Raw genomic sequence first — 17,130 nt, forward strand, 5'->3', positions numbered from 1 at the left:
ATGGCCCATCCGTTTGAAACCCTCACACCCGACCTGGTACTCGACGCTGTCGAAAGCATCGGTTTCCTCAGCGACGCTCGCGTTCTGGCGCTCAACAGCTACGAAAACCGCGTGTATCAGGTGGGCATCGAAGACTCCGAACCGCTGATCGCCAAGTTCTACCGCCCCCAGCGCTGGACCAACGAAGCGATCCTCGAAGAGCACCGTTTCACCTTCGAGTTGGCCGAGTGCGACGTGCCGGTGGTCGCGCCGATGATTCATAACGGCGAAAGCCTGTTCGAACACGCCGGTTTCCGCTTCACCCTGTTCCCCCGCCGTGGCGGCCGCGCACCGGAGCCGGGCAACCTTGACCAGCTTTATCGCCTTGGGCAACTGCTCGGCCGCTTGCACGCCGTGGGTTCCACCCGCCCGTTCGAACACCGCGAAGCCTTGGGTGTGAAGAACTTCGGCCACGACTCGCTCAATACGTTGCTCGAAGGCAATTTCATTCCCAAGAGCCTGCTGCCAGCCTACGAGTCCGTGGCCCGCGACCTGCTCAAGCGCGTGGAAGAGGTCTACAAAGCCACGCCGCACAAGAACATCCGCATGCACGGCGATTGCCACCCCGGCAACATGATGTGCCGTGATGAGATGTTCCACATCGTCGACCTCGACGACTGCCGCATGGGCCCGGCGGTGCAGGACTTATGGATGATGCTCGCCGGTGATCGCCAGGAATGCCTGGGCCAGCTGTCGGAACTGATGGACGGCTACCAGGAATTCCACGACTTCGACCCGCGTGAACTGGCGCTGATCGAGCCGCTGCGCGCGTTGCGCCTGATGCACTACAGCGCGTGGCTGGCACGGCGCTGGGATGACCCGGCGTTCCCCCACAGCTTCCCGTGGTTCGGCAGCGAGCGGTATTGGGGCGACCAGGTGCTGGCGCTGCGCGAGCAACTCTCAGCGCTCAACGAAGAGCCGCTGAAACTCTTCTGATTGCTTTTAATGTGGGAGGGAGCCCCTCCCACACAAAGCAGACCGCATTACCAAGCCAGTCCCATTGGTTGACAAATATCCTTACAATCGCCCTTTGTTAGCTGCCTAAGCAAGGATTACGCATGCAAGCCGCCAACCCCCGCAAGGGGTACATCCTGGGCCTGAGCGCCTATGTCATCTGGGGTCTGTTCCCGCTCTACTTCAAAGCCATCGCCAGTGTGCCCGCCGCCGAAATCATCGTGCACCGGGTGCTGTGGTCAGCGCTGTTCGGTGGTTTGCTGCTGATGGTGTGGAAGCACCCGGGCTGGTTCCGCGAACTGCGCGACAACCCCAGGCGCCTGGCAATCCTGGCACTCAGCGGTTCGTTGATCGCCGGTAACTGGCTGACCTATGTGTGGTCGGTGAACAGCGGGCGTATGCTTGAAGCCAGCCTGGGTTACTACATCAACCCGCTGGTGAATGTGCTGCTGGGCATGCTGCTCCTCGGCGAGCGCCTGCGCCGCCTGCAATGGGTGGCCGTGGGGCTGGCCGCAGTGGGTGTGGCGCAACAGGTGTGGCAGGTGGGCAGCTTGCCGTGGGTATCGTTGGTACTGGCGCTGACCTTCGGTTTCTACGGCCTGATCCGCAAGCAGGCGCCGGTCAAGGCGCTGCCGGGGCTGGTGGTGGAGACCTGGATGCTGGTGCCGATTGCGGTGGCCTGGTTGTTGTTCAACCCGTCGGCCCACAGTGCACAACTGGCGTTCTGGAGCACATCCGAAGCCTGGTGGCTGGTGGCGGCCGGCCCGGTGACGTTGATCCCGCTGGTATGCTTCAACGCCGCCGCACGGCATTTGCCCTACACCGCCCTGGGCTTTTTGCAGTATGTGGCACCGACCCTGGTGTTGCTGGAAGCGGTGCTGCTGTTCGGTGAGCACCTGGCGTCAAGCACGCTGATCGCGTTTGCCTTTATCTGGGCCGGGCTGGTGGTCTACAGCGTCGATGCCTGGTTGAGCGTGCGCAAACGCTGATCAAATAACGTACAAACCTCTGCAAGCCCCAGCCGGCCTGGCTTGCAGAGATCCACCCCAAGGTTATCCACAACCTGGTCCCCGCCATTTGTGCACAAGCCCTTGAAACTGCTCGTTTTTTGCTCAGCTGGCGGAGAAGCCCGGTGGGCGTGGCCTGGCGCCGGGTCTCTACAGGTTATCCACAGGCCCATGCAAGATTTCCATGCATAACCTTGCGGATGGTTATTCCTCGCTGTGCAGTTCCACCATCAGATCATCCGCCAGGGTTTCCAGGGATTCCTGCAACGCCTCCAAGGACAAGCTCGACGGCACCTGCAACAGCGCCTCGGCGCTGAACAGCGGATCACCGCTCATCGGTGCCGGGCGTACATCGGTGCTCAAGCGCTCCAGGTTGACGCCCTGCTTGCTCAACAGCGCCGTGATCTCGCGCACGATGCCCGAGCGGTCGTTGCCCAGCAGCGTCATCACGATCGACTTGGACGCCGATGCCTGGCCACTGCTGCCCTCGCCCACCAGCACGCGAATACCGTGTGTGGATAAATCCTCCAAAGCCCCCACCAAGGCCTGACGACTCTCGGCAGGCACGCTGACCCGCAGGATCCCGGCGAACTGCCCGGCCATATGCGCCATTCGGCTTTCCAGCCAATTGCCGCCGTGGGCCGCGATGTTCTGCGCGATGCGTTCCACCAGGCCGGGTTTGTCGGCGGCGATAATAGTGAGTACAAGATGGTCCATGGCGAAGCCCTCTGAATTCAATCTACAAGGTGGACCCGGGGGCCCGCGAAAACAAATCGTGTACCATTTTTATATTTATCTGGAACAATCCAATAGTTTTTTGAGAACATCCGGTTCTCCGCTGTGACCGTACGACCAAAGTGGGTCGCTAAACGACGTATTTAGTCTAATTTTCACAACCGCAAGTCATCATGTAGTATGCCCTCCCGTGCACTACATAATGAAAATCCGAAACAGCGCATAAGCTCCGCAGAGTGAGGCAAGCAATGACTGAACACGTTCAAGTCGGTGGCCTGCAGGTCGCCAAAGTCCTGTTCGACTTCGTGAACAACGAAGCCATTCCCGGTACCGGCATCACTGCCGACCAGTTCTGGGCCGGTGCCGACAAGGTCATCCACGACCTGGCACCGAAGAACAAAGCCCTGCTCGCCAAACGCGACGATTTCCAGGCGCGGATCGATACCTGGCACCAGACCCACGCCGGCCAGGCCCATGACCCGGTGGCCTACAAAGCCTTCCTGCAAGACATCGGATATCTGCTGCCAGAAGCCGCAGACTTCCAGGCCTCGACCCAAAACGTCGATGACGAGATCGCCCGCATGGCCGGCCCGCAGCTGGTGGTGCCGGTGATGAACGCCCGCTTCGCCCTCAACGCGTCCAATGCACGTTGGGGCTCGCTGTACGACGCCCTGTATGGCACCGACGCCATCAGCGAAGCCGACGGCGCCGAGAAGGGCAAGGGCTACAACAAAGTGCGTGGCGACAAGGTCATTGCCTTCGCCCGCGCCTTCCTCGACGAAGCCGCGCCACTGAGCGCCGGCAGCCACGTCGATTCCACCGGCTACAAGATCGCCGACGGCAAGCTGATCGTCAGCCTCAAGGGCGGCAGCAACAGCGGCCTGCGTGACGACGCCCAGTTGATCGGTTTCCAGGGCCCTGCGGCCGAGCCGATCGCGATCCTGCTGAAACACAACGGCCTGCACTTCGAAATCCAGATCGACGCCAGCACCCCGGTTGGCCAGACCGATGCCGCCGGTGTCAAAGACGTGCTGATGGAAGCCGCACTCACCACCATCATGGACTGCGAAGACTCCGTCGCCGCCGTCGATGCCGATGACAAGGTGGTGATCTACCGCAACTGGCTCGGCCTGATGAAGGGCGACCTCGCCGAAGAAGTGGCCAAGGGCGGCAAGACCTTCACCCGCACCATGAACGCCGACCGCGTCTACACCGGCGTCGACGGCCAGGACGTGACGCTGCACGGCCGTTCGCTGCTGTTCGTGCGTAACGTTGGCCACTTGATGACCATCGACGCGATCCTCGACAAACACGGCAACGAAGTACCGGAAGGCATCCTCGACGGCCTGCTCACCAGCCTGGCGGCGATCCACAGCCTCAACGGCAACAACACACGCAAGAACAGCCGCACCGGCTCGGTGTACATCGTCAAGCCGAAGATGCACGGTCCGGAAGAAGCCGCGTTCACCAACGAGCTGTTCGGCCGCATCGAAGACGTGCTGAGCCTGCCGCGCAACACCCTCAAGGTCGGGATCATGGACGAGGAGCGCCGCACCACGGTCAACCTCAAGGCCTGCATCAAGGCGGCCAGCGAACGCGTGGTGTTTATCAACACCGGCTTCCTCGACCGCACGGGCGACGAGATCCACACCTCCATGGAAGCCGGCGCGATGGTGCGCAAGGCGGCGATGAAGGCGGAAAAATGGATCGGCGCCTACGAGAACTGGAACGTCGATATCGGCTTGAGCACCGGCCTGCAAGGCCGTGCACAGATCGGTAAAGGCATGTGGGCGATGCCCGACCTGATGGCGGCGATGCTCGAACAGAAAATCGCCCACCCACTGGCCGGCGCCAACACCGCCTGGGTGCCATCGCCGACAGCCGCCGCACTGCACGCGCTGCACTACCACAAGGTCGACGTATTCGCACGCCAGGCCGAACTGGCCAAGCGCGAACGCGCGTCGGTGGACGACATCCTCACCATTCCCCTGGCCAGCAACACCGATTGGTCCGACGAAGAAATCCGTAACGAACTGGACAACAACGCCCAGGGCATCCTCGGCTATGTCGTGCGCTGGATCGACCAAGGCGTGGGCTGCTCGAAAGTGCCGGACATCAATGACGTCGGCCTGATGGAAGACCGCGCCACCCTGCGCATCTCCAGCCAGCACATTGCCAACTGGCTGCGCCACGGCATCGTCAACGAAGCCCAGGTGATGGAAAGCCTCAAGCGCATGGCGCCGGTGGTGGACCGTCAGAATGCCGGGGATGCGCTGTACCGCCCACTGGCACCGGATTTCGACAGCAATATCGCGTTCCAGGCAGCGGTGGAGTTGGTGATTGAAGGGACCAAACAGCCGAATGGCTATACCGAGCCGGTGTTGCACCGTCGGCGTCGGGAGTTCAAGGCCAGGAATGGCCTTTGAGTAAAAGCTAGCAATGCCGAAGCCCTGATCACTCGATCAGGGCTTCGGTCTTGATATCCACCATTATTTAATCGCGGCACTCAATCAGAATTGCCTATTATCAAGACCAGCTTGAATCAGAGACCGCAGGTCGATTAGAAACTTTGCAACCCCAGCAACTGACTTGCTTAATCCAAAACCTCATAAATAACTGCTGAATATAAAGAGCCCTGAAGATAAGGACTCTTTATTTACATTGAAAAAAGCTAATAACTAGACCGTCATATCATATTTACCATAGAACGTCGCAGTTCCACCCGACCCGGTAACGGTCACATTTTTCAGCTCACCCTTAAAGGTTCCACCGGTAACAGTCACGCTGATTGTTCCACCGGTTACATTGTCAAAATCTGCGCCTGCCGGACTCTTGTACTCGAGACCAAAAGACCCCGCTGGCAGTTCATTCAGTCCATCCGACAAGCGCTTGCCGTATTGAATACGCAGCTCCACGCTATTCACTTCCATATGAATATAAAATCGATCTCCAGAAAAGTAATTCGCGTGAAAGCCTTCAGAGTGCCCGTCCGTTACGACGGTGATGGTTGATGACCCGGAGCCACGATGGGACTGCTCAATCTTGCTAACCGTTTGTTTTTCAGTACTCATGATAAACTCCTGTTTAACTCATCAAGTAGGGGCATCGATCCCAACCAGCCCCCTCGCAACGATTAAACAGGCCACACTTAAAACGCCGATACTGTGAAATCTGACAGTCCCGACCAACGGTGTCAGCCGTCTACTGCGCCATCCCCAACTCCCGCTTGACCAGCTTCGCCAACTTCACGCTGTCGATCGGCTTGAGCAAAAAATCCACCACACTCAAATGCATCGCATCAATCACATCCGGCGCTTCGGCATCCCCCGACATGATGATGATCGGCAGCGCCGCGCGGGTGGATTCGCGCACCTGCTTGATCAACTCCAGACCATTGCTGGGTTTCATGCGCAGATCGGTGATCAGCAAACCGATGGAACTGCTGGACTTCAATAAATCCCACGCGGCCTCGCCACTGTCGGCCGTCATGCAGCGAATACCGTCCAAGCCCAGGATCTCCGCCAGCAGTTCACGCGCGTCCTTGTCGTCATCAACAATCAACACGCGTTGTGGCGGTAAATCAGGCTCCAGCATCACGGCGCTGAGCGCCTCGCGCTCGGCATCACTCAAAATATCGTGGTCGGACATACGTTTCTCAGCGGTTTTCGACAATCTTCCAGCACACTCGTCAGACATCTGCGGAAGGGCGTTCAATGTGCACTTCGTCGGAAAGTTTGCCTAGTGGGTGTTCTACGGGGTTTGGACGATAGTCGTGTAAGGTTTTTCCCTAGTTCTGCGGCGTTTTCATCGACCTAGACTTACGTCCAATGGGCACCCGCCGCTCAGGAGTCGACCATGCAGGACGATAACGACAAAAAAATTGCGGTCATGGTTATGAGTAAAGCTGATGCCTTCGCCCAGGCGGGAAAAACTGCTGTCTTGCAGAACATCCACGGCACCCTGCAGTTCCTGCAACGCTTCCCACCGTTCAACCAGATGGAAAACGCGCACCTGGCGTTTCTGGTGGAACAGTGCCAACTGCGCTTCTTCGGCCCCGGCGAGAGCATCCTCAAGCCGTCGGGCGGGCCGGTGGAACACTTCTACATCGTCAAGCAGGGCCGCGTCGTGGGTGAACGGCCGGACGCCACGCAAGCCACCTTCGAAATCACCACCGGCGAGTGTTTCCCCCTCGCTGCATTGTTAGGTGAACGTGCCACCCGCACCGAGCATAAAGCCGCCGAAGACACCTTCTGCCTGCAACTGAACAAGCCGGCCTTTATCAAGCTGTTCGCGCTGTCCAGCCCGTTCCGCGACTTCGCCCTGCGCGGTGTCAGCAGCCTGCTCGACCAGGTCAACCAGCAAGTGCAGCAAAAAGCCGTGGAAACCCTCGGCACCCAATATTCCTTGAATACCCGCCTGGGCGAATTGGCGATGCGCCATCCGGTCACCTGCAGCCCGCAGACACCGTTGCGTGAAGCGGTAACGCTGATGCATGAGCAGCAGGTGGGCAGCATTGTGATTGTCGATGAACACAAGGCGCCCCTGGGCATTTTCACCCTGCGCGACCTGCGCCAGGTGGTGGCCGACGGCACCGGCGACTTCAGCCAGGGCATTGAAGGCCATATGACCCAGGCGCCGTTCTTTTTAACGCCGGACCACAGCGCCTTCGATGCGGCCATCGCCATGACCGAGCGGCATATCGCCCACGTCTGCCTGGTCAAGGACCAGCGCCTGTGCGGCGTGGTGTCCGAGCGCGACCTGTTTTCCCTGCAACGGGTCGACCTGGTGCACCTGGCCCGCACCATCCGCAATGCGCCACGGGTGGAGAACCTGGTAGCGCTGCGCGGTGAGATCGGCCAACTGGTGGAGCGCATGCTCGCCCATGGCGCGTCGTCGACCCAGATCACCCACATCATTACCCTGCTCAACGATCACACCGTGTGCCGGGTGATCGAGCTGACCCTGGCCGAAAAAGGCGACCCCGGCGTGCCGTTCAGTTGGCTGTGTTTCGGCAGCGAAGGCCGGCGCGAGCAGACGCTGTACACCGACCAGGACAACGGCATCCTGTTCGAAGCCAGGGACGCGGTGGAAGCCGCCGAGATTCGCGGGCGGTTGCTGCCCCTGGCACAGCAGATCAACCAGAGCCTGGCGCTGTGCGGGTTCAGCCTGTGCAAGGGCAACATCATGGCCGGTAATCCCGAGCTGTGCCTCTCGCGGGCGGAATGGGCGCGGCGGTTTGCGGCGTTTATTCGCGAGGCGACGCCGGAGAACCTGCTGGGCTCGAGTATCTATTTCGACCTGCGCGTGGTGTGGGGCGATGAACGCGGCTGTGAGCAACTGCGCCAGGGCATTCTCGACCAGGTCGGGGATAACCGGCTGTTCCAGCGCATGCTGGCCGAGAATGCCTTGCGCCAGCGCCCGCCTGTAGGGCGTTTCCGCGATTTTGTGCTGACCCGCAAAGGCGCGGAAAAGGCCACCCTCGACCTCAAGGTGCAGGGCCTGACCCCCTTTGTCGACGGCGCACGCCTGTTGGCCCTGGCCAACGGCATCCACGCCAATAATACCCTGGAGCGCCTGCGCCAGCTGGTGGTCAAGGAAGTGATCGAGCCCCTGGACGGCGCCGCCTATGAAGAGGCCTATCACTTTATCCAGCAAACCCGTATGCAGCAGCATCAGTTGCAGACCCGCGAGAACCAGCCGTACTCCAACCGCGTCGACCCCGACAGCCTCAACCACCTGGACCGCCGCATCCTGCGCGAATCCCTGCGCCAGGCCCAGCGCCTGCAAAGCAGCCTGACCTTGCGGTATCAGCTGTGAGCTTGTTTGACTGGCTGCGCGCGGCCAAGCCCAGACTCGATACAACGCAACAACGGCGCCTGGAGCAATTACCCAGGCCCGTAGTGTTGGGCGACAGCACGTTGCGCAGCCAGCGTTGGGTGGTGGTGGACCTGGAAACCAGCGGCCTGAATCTCAACCGTGACCAGGTGCTGTCCATCGGCGCGGTGGTGATCGAGGACGGCGCAGTGGATTTTTCCCAACTGTTCGAGCGCACCCTGCACCGCGCCGACACCAAACTCAGCCCCAGTGTGCTGATCCACGGCCTCGGCCCCAGCGCCATCGCGGCGGGCAGCGACCCGGCCGAGGCCCTGCTGGACTTCATGGAGTTCGTCGGCGACAGCCCGCTGCTCGCCTTCCACGCACCATTCGATCAACACATGCTGGGCCGCGCGCTCAAGGACAGCCTGGGGTATCGCCTGGCCCATCCGTTCCTCGATGTAGCCGACATCGCCCCGCTGCTGTGCCCCGAGGCGCATATCCGCGAGGCCGGCCTGGACGACTGGATCAACCACTTCAACCTGCACGTGGGCGAACGCCATCACGCCAGCGCCGATGCCCTGGCCACGGCGGAGCTGATGCTGATCCTGTTCAGCCGCGCGCGTCAGCAGCAGATCGACACGCCTCAGGCGCTGCAGGAGCGTTTGAGCCAATGGAAACGGCGTAAACACGCGCCATCGTTTTAATGTCATCTCCCGACGGACGCTAATTGCGCCCGCTCCACGCCTCTGACACAATCGCGAATAATTCTCGTTAGTTTAAACCTTTTGTTTATTCGGTGATGCCTTGTCGTCGGTCCAGAACCCACACAGTGAGCTTGTTGGTGCGTTGTATCGCGACCATCGTGGCTGGCTGCTGGCCTGGCTGCGGCGCAACGTAGCCTGCCCGAGCCGTGCCGAAGACCTGAGCCAGGACACCTTCATGCGCCTGCTCGGGCGTGACGAGTTGCGCGAGCCCCGCGAACCACGGGCGTTTCTGGTGGCCATCGCCAAGGGTTTGCTGTTCGACTACTTCCGCCGCGCGGCCCTTGAACAGGCCTACCTCAGCGAACTGATGCTGATCCCGGAAAGCGAACACCCATCGCCGGAAGAACAGCAACTGATCCTCGAAGACCTCAAGGCCATCGACCGCCTGCTCGGCAAGCTGTCGAGCAAGGCCCGCGCCGCCTTCCTGTATAACCGCCTCGACGGCCTGGGCCATGCCGAAATTGCCCAGCGCCTGGGGGTGTCGGTGCCGCGTGTGCGCCAGTACCTGGCCCAGGGCATTCGCCAGTGCTACATCGCCCTGTATGGCGAGCCGCTATGACCCTGATCAGCGCCAAACCGGTCTCAGCACGGGTGCTGGATGCGGCGATTGCCTGGCAGTTGTCCCTCGATTCGGGTGATGGCAGCGCGGTAGAGCGCGAAGAATTCAGCAAATGGCTGGCCAGCGATGAAGAGCACGCCCGTGCCTGGCGCCAACTGGGCATGCTCGACCAGCGTTTCAGCGTGGCCTCGGGCCCGGCGCGCTCAGCGTTGTTACAGTCGCGCGAGGGCATTCGCCAGCGCGTGCGCAAGCTCGGCAGCGGCCTGGCGAGCATTGCCCTGGTGTGCGGCCTGGCGTTGTTTGCCGGCGAGCGCTACGTGCCGATCCACTATTGGCTGGCCGACCAGCGCACCGCCACCGGGGAGCAGCGCACGCTGAAACTGGCGGACGGTACGTTGATCAACCTCAACACCCACAGCGCCATCGACGTGCGCTTCGATGAGAAGCGCCGGCTGATCGTGTTGCAGGAAGGCGAAATCCTCGTCGAAACCGGCCACAACGATGCGCGCCCGTTTTATGTGCAAACCCGCGACGGCAGCCTGCGCGCGCTGGGCACGCGGTTTATCGTCAAGCGCGAAGACGACGCCACGCGCCTGAGCGTGCTGCAATCGGCGGTGGGCGCCCAGCCCGAAGCGCTGCAACAGGAACAGGTGTTCAAGGCAGGCCAACAAGTGTTGATGCGCAGCGACGGCCTCGGCCCCGCACTGGCCGTCACCCCCGCCAGCGATGCCTGGACGCGCGGTATGCTGGTGGTCGACAACGCCCGTCTGGGCGATGTGGTGCAGGAACTCAGTCGCTACCGCACCGGCCATCTGGGTGTGGATAAAACCGTGGCGGACCTGCGCATCACCGGCAGCTTCCCGCTGCACGACACCACCCTGGCGCTCAACGCGCTGCTGCCCACCCTGCCGGTGCAGATCGAACAGCACACGCCGTGGTGGGTGACGGTTGTCGCCAAGACACCTGAGGCCAAATAAAAAATATTTTCCACCGGCCCTATCACTTTTGAAATCTCGCTCGGCACATAGGCAATTGCGAATTACTTCCATTCAGGAGCCGCCCTATGTCCCGCACGCTAGACACCTTGTTGCGCCCCAGCCTGTTAGCCGTGGCCATTGCCCTCAGCGCCCCGCTGGCCAGCACTGCGCTGATTGCCGCCGAACAAGCCTCCAGCGTGCGCGCCTACAACCTGCCGGCCGCTTCATTGGCCAGCACCCTGAACCAGATCGCCAGCCAGGCCGGCCTGGCGCTGACCCTCAACCCAGCGTTGGCCTCAGGCAAGACCTCGGCCCCGGTCCAGGGCCAGTTCGATGCACCGGGTGCACTGCGTGAAGCCTTGCGTGGCACCGGGTTGCAGCTGGAGCAGAGCAGCGCGGGCACGTACACGCTGGTGGCGGTTCCGGAGGGTGTGATGGCGCTGCCGGTGACTAACATCACCGGCCAAGGCAGCTACGAAAGCGCCTGGGGCCCGGTGGACGGTTATGTCGCAACACGCACCGCAGCCGGCACCAAAACCGATACACCGATTGCCGAGCTGCCGCGCTCAGTCACAGTGATCACTCGCCAGCAGATGGAAGACCGCTCTGTTCTCAACCTCAACGATGCATTGCGCTACACCGCAGGTGTGCAAAGCAGCGGCTATGGTTCCGACTCGCGCAGTGACTGGCTGCTGGTACGCGGTTTTGTCCCGACCCAATTCCTCGACGGCCTGCCGTTACCCAAAGGCAACTACGCCACACCGAAGATCGACACGTGGAACCTGGAACGCATTGCCGTCCTGCGCGGCCCTGCATCCTCGGTCTACGGGCAAACCCCACCCGGCGGTTTGCTGGACATGGTCAGCCGCCGCCCCCAGGCCGAAAGCTCGAATGAAATCGAAGTACAGGCAGGCAGCAACAACCACAAACAGATCAACTTTGACAGCACCGGCAAGATCGACGACGAGGGCAAGTTCCTCTACCGCGTCAGCGGCGTGGTGCGCGACAGCAACACTGCCGTGGATCACATCCCGGACAAACGCTACAACATCGCCCCGAGCCTGACCTGGAATATCAACGACGACACCAAGCTGACGTTGCTCACCCAGTTCACCCGTGACGATACCGGTATCACCGGGCAGTTCCTGCCATTGCAAGGCACCAAACTGAGTTCACCGGCCGGCAAGATTTCCCATCACAAGAACCTGGGTGATCCGGACTGGGAATTCTACGATCGCACCTACTACGCGCTGGGCTACGCCTTCGAAACGCGCCTGAACGACACGTGGCAGTTCCATCAGAACCTGCGCTACACCAAGAACGATCTGTCGTTCCAGGGCATCACTGCCGGTGGCGCATTCTTTCCCAATGGTCCTGAAGTGGCGGTCGACGCCGACGGCAACGTGAGTCGCTCCGCCGGCAAGGTCGATGAAAATATCGGTCAGTTCGCCGTCGACAACAACTTCCAGGCCGACTTCCAAACCGGTGCGGTCAACCACACGCTGTTGCTGGGCCTCGACCATCAGCGCTCCACCAGCGATGCCCGCTGGCTGTGGGGCTCTGCAGGAGTGCCGACGATCAATTTCAACCGTCCGGTGTACGGGCAGGACTTCTCCAAGGTCCAGTACTTCACCATGTACGACTACACCCAAAAGACCCAGCAGACCGGCCTGTACGTCCAGGACCAGATGGCACTCGACAACTGGCGCCTGACCCTCGGCGGCCGTGAAGACTGGGTGCATACCGGCACCACTTTCCACAATTTGAATGACGCAACCAACACTCAGCGTGACAAGCATTTCAGCGGCAACGCAGCACTGAGCTACGTCTTCGACAATGGCATCACCCCGTACCTGTCCTACGCCGAATCATTCCAGGCCGGCTCAGGCACCCAAGTGGCCAGTACCGGGGCATTCAAACCCACCGAAGGTAAACAGTACGAAGCCGGTATCAAGTACCAGCCTCCAGGCACCAAGGCACTGTTCACCGCTGCCGTGTTCGACCTGACCCAGCAAAACACCTCAGTCACCGAGGGCAGCATCACTCGCCAGGTGGGTGAAGTGCAGGTGCGCGGCCTGGAACTGGAAGCCAGTGCCGACGTCACCGAAAGCCTTAAGCTGGTGGGTTCCTACACCTATAACGACAGCGAAATCACTCAAGGCGCTGCCGCTGAAAAAGGCAACCGCCTGAACCAACTGCCTCGCAACCAGGCCACAGGCTGGGCTGACTACACATGGCGCAGAGGTCTGCTGGACGGTTTTGGCATCGGTGCAGGCGTGCGCTACGTTGGCGACACCTACGGCAACGCGGCCAATACCGACCTGGGCCACGTAGGCTCCTACACCGTGTACGACGCCTCGGTGCACTACGACCTCGGCCGTTTGAACAGCACCATGAAAGGCGTGACCGTAGCCGTCGACGCCAAGAACATCTTCAACAAGGACTACCTGTCCACCTGCGATGGTTTCTACTGCTACTACGGCGACCAGCGCAACGTGGTCGCCAGCGTGAATTACAAATTCTAAGACGGTAGAAAACCGCCAATGAAGGGCCGCCTGAACCGCGGCCCTTTTGCCTTTGGAGCCGTGATGAAAAGCAAAACCCTCCGCCGCTGGTCCTTCATCCACACCTGGACCAGCCTGATCTGCACGGTGTTCCTGCTGCTGCTCGCCCTCACCGGCCTGCCGCTGGTGTTTCACCATGAGATCGACCACCTGCTGGGCAACGAGCCCGAGCTGGCGCAGATGCCTGCCGATACGCCACAGCTCGACCTTGAGCAACTGGTGAGCAAGGCCCAGGCCCATCGCCCGGGCGAGGCCATGCAATACCTGGCGTGGGATGAAGATGACAAGAACGGCGTGATCGCGATCATGGCCGCCACAGCGGGGACCGAGCCCAACTCGTCCCACACCTTCATGCTCGACGCGCGCACCGGTGATGCGGTCGAGATGCCGTCGGCCAATGGCGGGTTCACCCTGTTCCTGCTGCGCCTGCATGTGGATATGTTCGCCGGCCTGCCGGGCAAGTTGCTGCTGGCATTCATGGGCGTTCTGTTTGTGCTGGCGATTGTCTCGGGCACGGTGCTGTACCTGCCGTTCATGCGCCGCTTGAAGTTCGCCACCGTGCGCCAGGACAAGTCCACGCGCCTGCGCTGGCTCGACCTGCACAACCTGATTGGCGTGGTCACGTTGACCTGGGCGCTGGTGGTGGGCGTGACCGGCGTGATCAGCGCCTGTGCCGACTTGATCATCGCCGCCTGGCGCACCGACAGCCTCAGCGCGATGATCGAACCCTACAAAAACGCCCCGCCTCTGACCCAACGCGCCCCCGCGAGCGAGCTGCTGAGCATCGCCGCCAAGGCCGCGCCCGGCATGCAGCCGGACTTTATCGCCTTCCCCGGCACACGCTTTTCCAGCGAGCACCATTACGCGGTGTTCATGAAGGGCAGCACACACTTGACCTCGCACCTGCTCACGCCGGTCCTGATCGACGCCAGCACCCTGGCCGTCACCGCCATCGCCGAACGGCCGTGGTACATGGACGCCATGGGCATGTCTCAGCCACTGCACTTCGGCGACTACGGCGGCATGCCGATGAAGATCCTCTGGGCGGCGCTGGATGTGCTGACCATCGTCGTGCTGGTGAGTGGGATTTACTTGTGGATCGTGCGGCGCAAGGCGGGCAAGGCATGAAGCCAAGGCAGTCGAGTTTCTGGAAGGTATTTGGCATTCCCCTGGGGATTGGCCTGCTCAGCGCCGCCGGGTTGTTTGCGGCGTTGCTGGGGGATGGGCTGTGGGATTCGTTGAGTTGGGTGGGGTTGGGTATCCCGGCCGCCATTGGCATTTGGGCGTTGTTCAAGCGGCGTGGCTGAGGGCGCTATCGGGGGCAAGCCCCCTCCCACAGTTGACCGCGTGGTTATGACGAACGCGGGACACATGTGGGGATTGCCCCCGATGAGGCCCTCAAAAACACCCGCACTCCCCCTCGCCAGCCACCGCGCAACCCTCTAGGCTAGCCACAGTCCATTGTGAGGTTCGCCCATGTCCGCTCCCAGCATGACCTTATTCCACAACCCCGCGTCACCGTTCGTGCGTAAAGTCCGCGTGCTGCTGGCTGAAACCGGCCAGCAGGACCGCGTCGCCCTGCATGGCTGCATGCCGACCCCGGTCAACCCCGATGCGCAGCTGGTGCAAGACAACCCCGTGGGCAAGATCCCGGCTCTGCGCCTGGCCGACGGCAGCGTGCTGCACGACAGCCGGGTGATCCTCGATTACTTCGACCACCAGCACGTCGGCAACCCGCTGATCCCCCGCGATGGCTCGGCCCGCTGGCGGCGCCTGACCCTGGCTTCGATAGCCGACGGCATCATGGATGCCGCCGTGCTGGTGCGCTACGAGACCGCCCTGCGCCCGGTGGAAAAACACTGGGCGCCGTGGCTCGACGAGCAGCGCAACAAGATCCACCGCGCCCTCGCCGAGCTGGAACAGGACGCCATCGCCGAGCTGACCAGCCACTTCGATATCGCCTCGATCAGCGTGGCCTGCGCCTTGGGTTACCTCGACTTCCGCCATCCGGACATGCACTGGCGCTCGGACAACCCCAAGCTGGCCGCCTGGTACGCCGAGGTCAGCCAGCGGCCTTCGATGCTGGAGACCCAGCCGCCCGTGTGACGTTCACACCGACCCAATGTGGGAGCGGGCTTGCCCGCGATCGCGGTATGTCATTCAGCACATCTGTTTCTGAACCACCGCTATCGCGGGCAAGCCCACTCCCACATTGGACGGTGGTGATATTGAGGAATGTAACGATCCTTGCGGCTAAATACGCCCCCACTTGCTGATCCTCCCGCAACCCGATCATTGCACCGCCTCCAGGTCGAACTGCAGGGGCTCGGCCGCCTTGCGCTTGCCCACGCCGTACCAATCCAGTTTACGCGTCAGCACCATCACCGTCCCCAGCAGCCCGAACAGCAGCAGCGAGCCCATCAGCAGCGCGTAGTCCTCGGCACTCAACAGCCCGTACAGCAAGCCATACAGCGCCGCCAGCCCCGCCGAAAACCCCAGGCCATGGGCAACGCTGCGCAGCACGTGGCACACGTAGAACCCGATCAACAGCACACAGGCACTCGCCGAAATCAGGTAGGCCAAGGCAAAGCCCAGGTGCTCGGACAACGACAACAACAGCAGGTAGAAGAACGCCAAGGCAACGCCCACCAATGCGTACTGGACGGGGTGCACCGCCAGGCTCTTGAGCACTTCGAACAGGAAGAAACCGGCAAAGGTCAGGGCGATGAACAGCAGCGCGTATTTGATCGCCCGGTCGCTCTTGAGGTACTGGTCCACCGGGTCGATGAAGTTCACGCCGAAGCTGCGGTTGTTGAAGTCGTTGCAGCCCTGGCCGTCCAGGCAGGTTTGCAGGGCCTGTTCGAGGTTGGTGGAAAAGAATGAGGTCTGCCAGTTGGCCGTGAAGCCGTTGTCAGTCACTTCGCGCTGGGCCGGCAGGAAGTTGCCGATAAAGCTGGGGTGCGGCCAGTTGGAGGCCAGGGACACCTGGCTGGTCTTGCCTACCGGCACCACTTGCAGTTGCTCGGTGCCTTGCAGGCGCAGGTCGAAGGCGAAGTCCACTACAGCCGGTTTCCTGCTGTCCTGCTCCGGCAATGCCACATGCACGCCCTCCCCCAGCCAGTCCACTTGGGAGCCCGGTTCGAACTCCAGGCGCTGGCTGCCCAGCTCCAGCTTCAGCGCATTTTCGATGCCGCGAATATCGCTGATCCCCACCGCCAGAAACGCCGGCTCAAAGCGGTAATCGGCAAAGTCTTCGGTGATGCCCAACTGCGCAGGCAGCTCGAAACGCCCGCTGATACGGTTGTCGGCATGGAACAGCCGCGCCTGGTAAATCCCCCGTGCGCGCAGTTCGGTCTGCACCTTGCCGTCGAGTTCAAAACGGTCCGGCAGGAAATACAGGCGACCCCGCTCTTCACGGGTGACCTCGTAGCGCTTGTTGAGCTTTTCATTGAGCTTCCACTCGCGCACGGTCTTGCGATACGGCACCACCATCACCGGGCCGGTGAGGCGCTGGGCGTAGCTGGAACTGCGCGCGATGTCCATCAGGACGCCGTCGCGCAGTTGCTGGCGGTCACTGATGATACCGTTGATCATCAGTAACGGAATCAGCAACAGCAGGATCAGCAGCGCAATCGCGCCAAGTTTGAAAAGCAGGCTGCGGTTCATGGGTCTCTCCCTGTTTTGATGGGGAGAGTCTGGGCAGCCTGTGTGGGG

General features: G+C 61.5%; 15 protein-coding genes. 11 read left to right on the plus strand and 4 right to left on the minus strand.

Annotated elements, in window-relative coordinates; genetic code table 11:
* Both BLQ09_RS04465 and rarD read left to right on the plus strand, forming a co-directional pair.
* Positions 1–975, plus strand: coding sequence for a serine/threonine protein kinase (locus tag BLQ09_RS04465; protein WP_015886213.1), 975 nt, complete (start codon positions 1–3; stop codon positions 973–975).
* A gap of 122 nt (positions 976–1,097) precedes the next feature.
* Positions 1,098–1,982 (plus strand): EamA family transporter RarD, encoded by an 885-nt coding sequence (rarD, locus tag BLQ09_RS04470; protein WP_027605956.1) that lies wholly within the window; start codon positions 1,098–1,100, stop codon positions 1,980–1,982.
* Positions 1,983–2,204: 222 nt separating this feature from the next.
* Here rarD and BLQ09_RS04475 read toward each other — a convergent pair whose 3' ends face one another.
* A complete protein-coding gene (locus tag BLQ09_RS04475) occupies positions 2,205–2,717 on the minus strand; it encodes a glycine cleavage system transcriptional repressor (RefSeq protein ID WP_027605957.1) in 513 nt (170 codons plus the stop codon).
* A 266-nt stretch (positions 2,718–2,983) separates the two neighbouring features.
* Here BLQ09_RS04475 and BLQ09_RS04480 point away from each other — a divergent pair, with 266 nt between their 5' ends.
* Positions 2,984–5,161, plus strand: coding sequence for a malate synthase G (locus BLQ09_RS04480; RefSeq protein WP_092355546.1), 2,178 nt, complete (start codon positions 2,984–2,986; stop codon positions 5,159–5,161).
* A 252-nt stretch (positions 5,162–5,413) separates the two neighbouring features.
* Here BLQ09_RS04480 and BLQ09_RS04485 read toward each other — a convergent pair whose 3' ends face one another.
* Positions 5,414–5,806 (minus strand): hypothetical protein, encoded by a 393-nt coding sequence (locus BLQ09_RS04485; RefSeq protein ID WP_027605959.1) that lies wholly within the window; start codon positions 5,804–5,806, stop codon positions 5,414–5,416.
* Between the two features lie 130 nt (positions 5,807–5,936).
* Entirely contained in the window at positions 5,937–6,383 is a 447-nt protein-coding gene (locus tag BLQ09_RS04490) for a response regulator (RefSeq protein ID WP_027605960.1), read from the minus strand.
* A 246-nt stretch (positions 6,384–6,629) separates the two neighbouring features.
* Here BLQ09_RS04490 and BLQ09_RS04495 point away from each other — a divergent pair, with 246 nt between their 5' ends.
* The 8 genes from BLQ09_RS04495 to BLQ09_RS04530 all read left to right on the plus strand — a co-directional run bounded on the left by BLQ09_RS04495 (position 6,630) and on the right by BLQ09_RS04530 (position 15,522).
* Positions 6,630–8,552, plus strand: coding sequence for a putative nucleotidyltransferase substrate binding domain-containing protein (locus BLQ09_RS04495; RefSeq protein WP_043293577.1), 1,923 nt, complete (start codon positions 6,630–6,632; stop codon positions 8,550–8,552).
* Positions 8,549–9,256 carry a 3'-5' exonuclease gene (locus BLQ09_RS04500; protein WP_027605962.1) on the plus strand — a complete coding sequence of 236 codons (708 nt, stop codon included), beginning with the start codon at positions 8,549–8,551 and terminating at the stop codon, positions 9,254–9,256. Before BLQ09_RS04495 ends, BLQ09_RS04500 begins: the two co-directional genes overlap by 4 nt.
* A 100-nt stretch (positions 9,257–9,356) precedes the next feature.
* Positions 9,357–9,875 (plus strand): RNA polymerase sigma factor, encoded by a 519-nt coding sequence (locus BLQ09_RS04505; RefSeq protein ID WP_027605963.1) that lies wholly within the window; start codon positions 9,357–9,359, stop codon positions 9,873–9,875.
* Positions 9,872–10,852, plus strand: a complete 981-nt coding sequence (locus BLQ09_RS04510; RefSeq protein WP_092355549.1) for a FecR domain-containing protein — start codon at positions 9,872–9,874, stop codon at positions 10,850–10,852. Before BLQ09_RS04505 ends, BLQ09_RS04510 begins: the two co-directional genes overlap by 4 nt.
* 86 nt (positions 10,853–10,938) lie before the next feature.
* Entirely contained in the window at positions 10,939–13,377 is a 2,439-nt protein-coding gene (locus tag BLQ09_RS04515; RefSeq protein WP_092355552.1) for a TonB-dependent siderophore receptor, read from the plus strand.
* Positions 13,378–13,440: 63 nt separating this feature from the next.
* The gene (locus BLQ09_RS04520; protein ID WP_092356081.1) at positions 13,441–14,544 is read left to right on the plus strand and encodes a PepSY-associated TM helix domain-containing protein; all 1,104 of its coding nucleotides are present in this window, start codon (positions 13,441–13,443) and stop codon (positions 14,542–14,544) included.
* Positions 14,541–14,723 (plus strand): hypothetical protein, encoded by a 183-nt coding sequence (locus BLQ09_RS04525; RefSeq protein WP_092355556.1) that lies wholly within the window; start codon positions 14,541–14,543, stop codon positions 14,721–14,723. The genes BLQ09_RS04520 and BLQ09_RS04525 overlap by 4 nt, the downstream gene beginning before the upstream one ends.
* A 169-nt stretch (positions 14,724–14,892) precedes the next feature.
* Entirely contained in the window at positions 14,893–15,522 is a 630-nt protein-coding gene (locus BLQ09_RS04530) for a glutathione S-transferase (protein ID WP_092355559.1), read from the plus strand.
* Positions 15,523–15,708: 186 nt separating this feature from the next.
* On the opposite strand, the gene creD is transcribed toward BLQ09_RS04530, so the two are convergent.
* Positions 15,709–17,082, minus strand: a complete 1,374-nt coding sequence (gene creD, locus BLQ09_RS04535) for a cell envelope integrity protein CreD (protein WP_027605969.1) — start codon at positions 17,080–17,082, stop codon at positions 15,709–15,711.
* Between the last annotated feature and the right edge of the window lie 48 nt (positions 17,083–17,130).

Source organism: Pseudomonas sp. NFACC25, from assembly GCF_900100935.1.
In the GTDB taxonomy this organism is placed as follows: domain Bacteria; phylum Pseudomonadota; class Gammaproteobacteria; order Pseudomonadales; family Pseudomonadaceae; genus Aquipseudomonas; species Aquipseudomonas marginalis.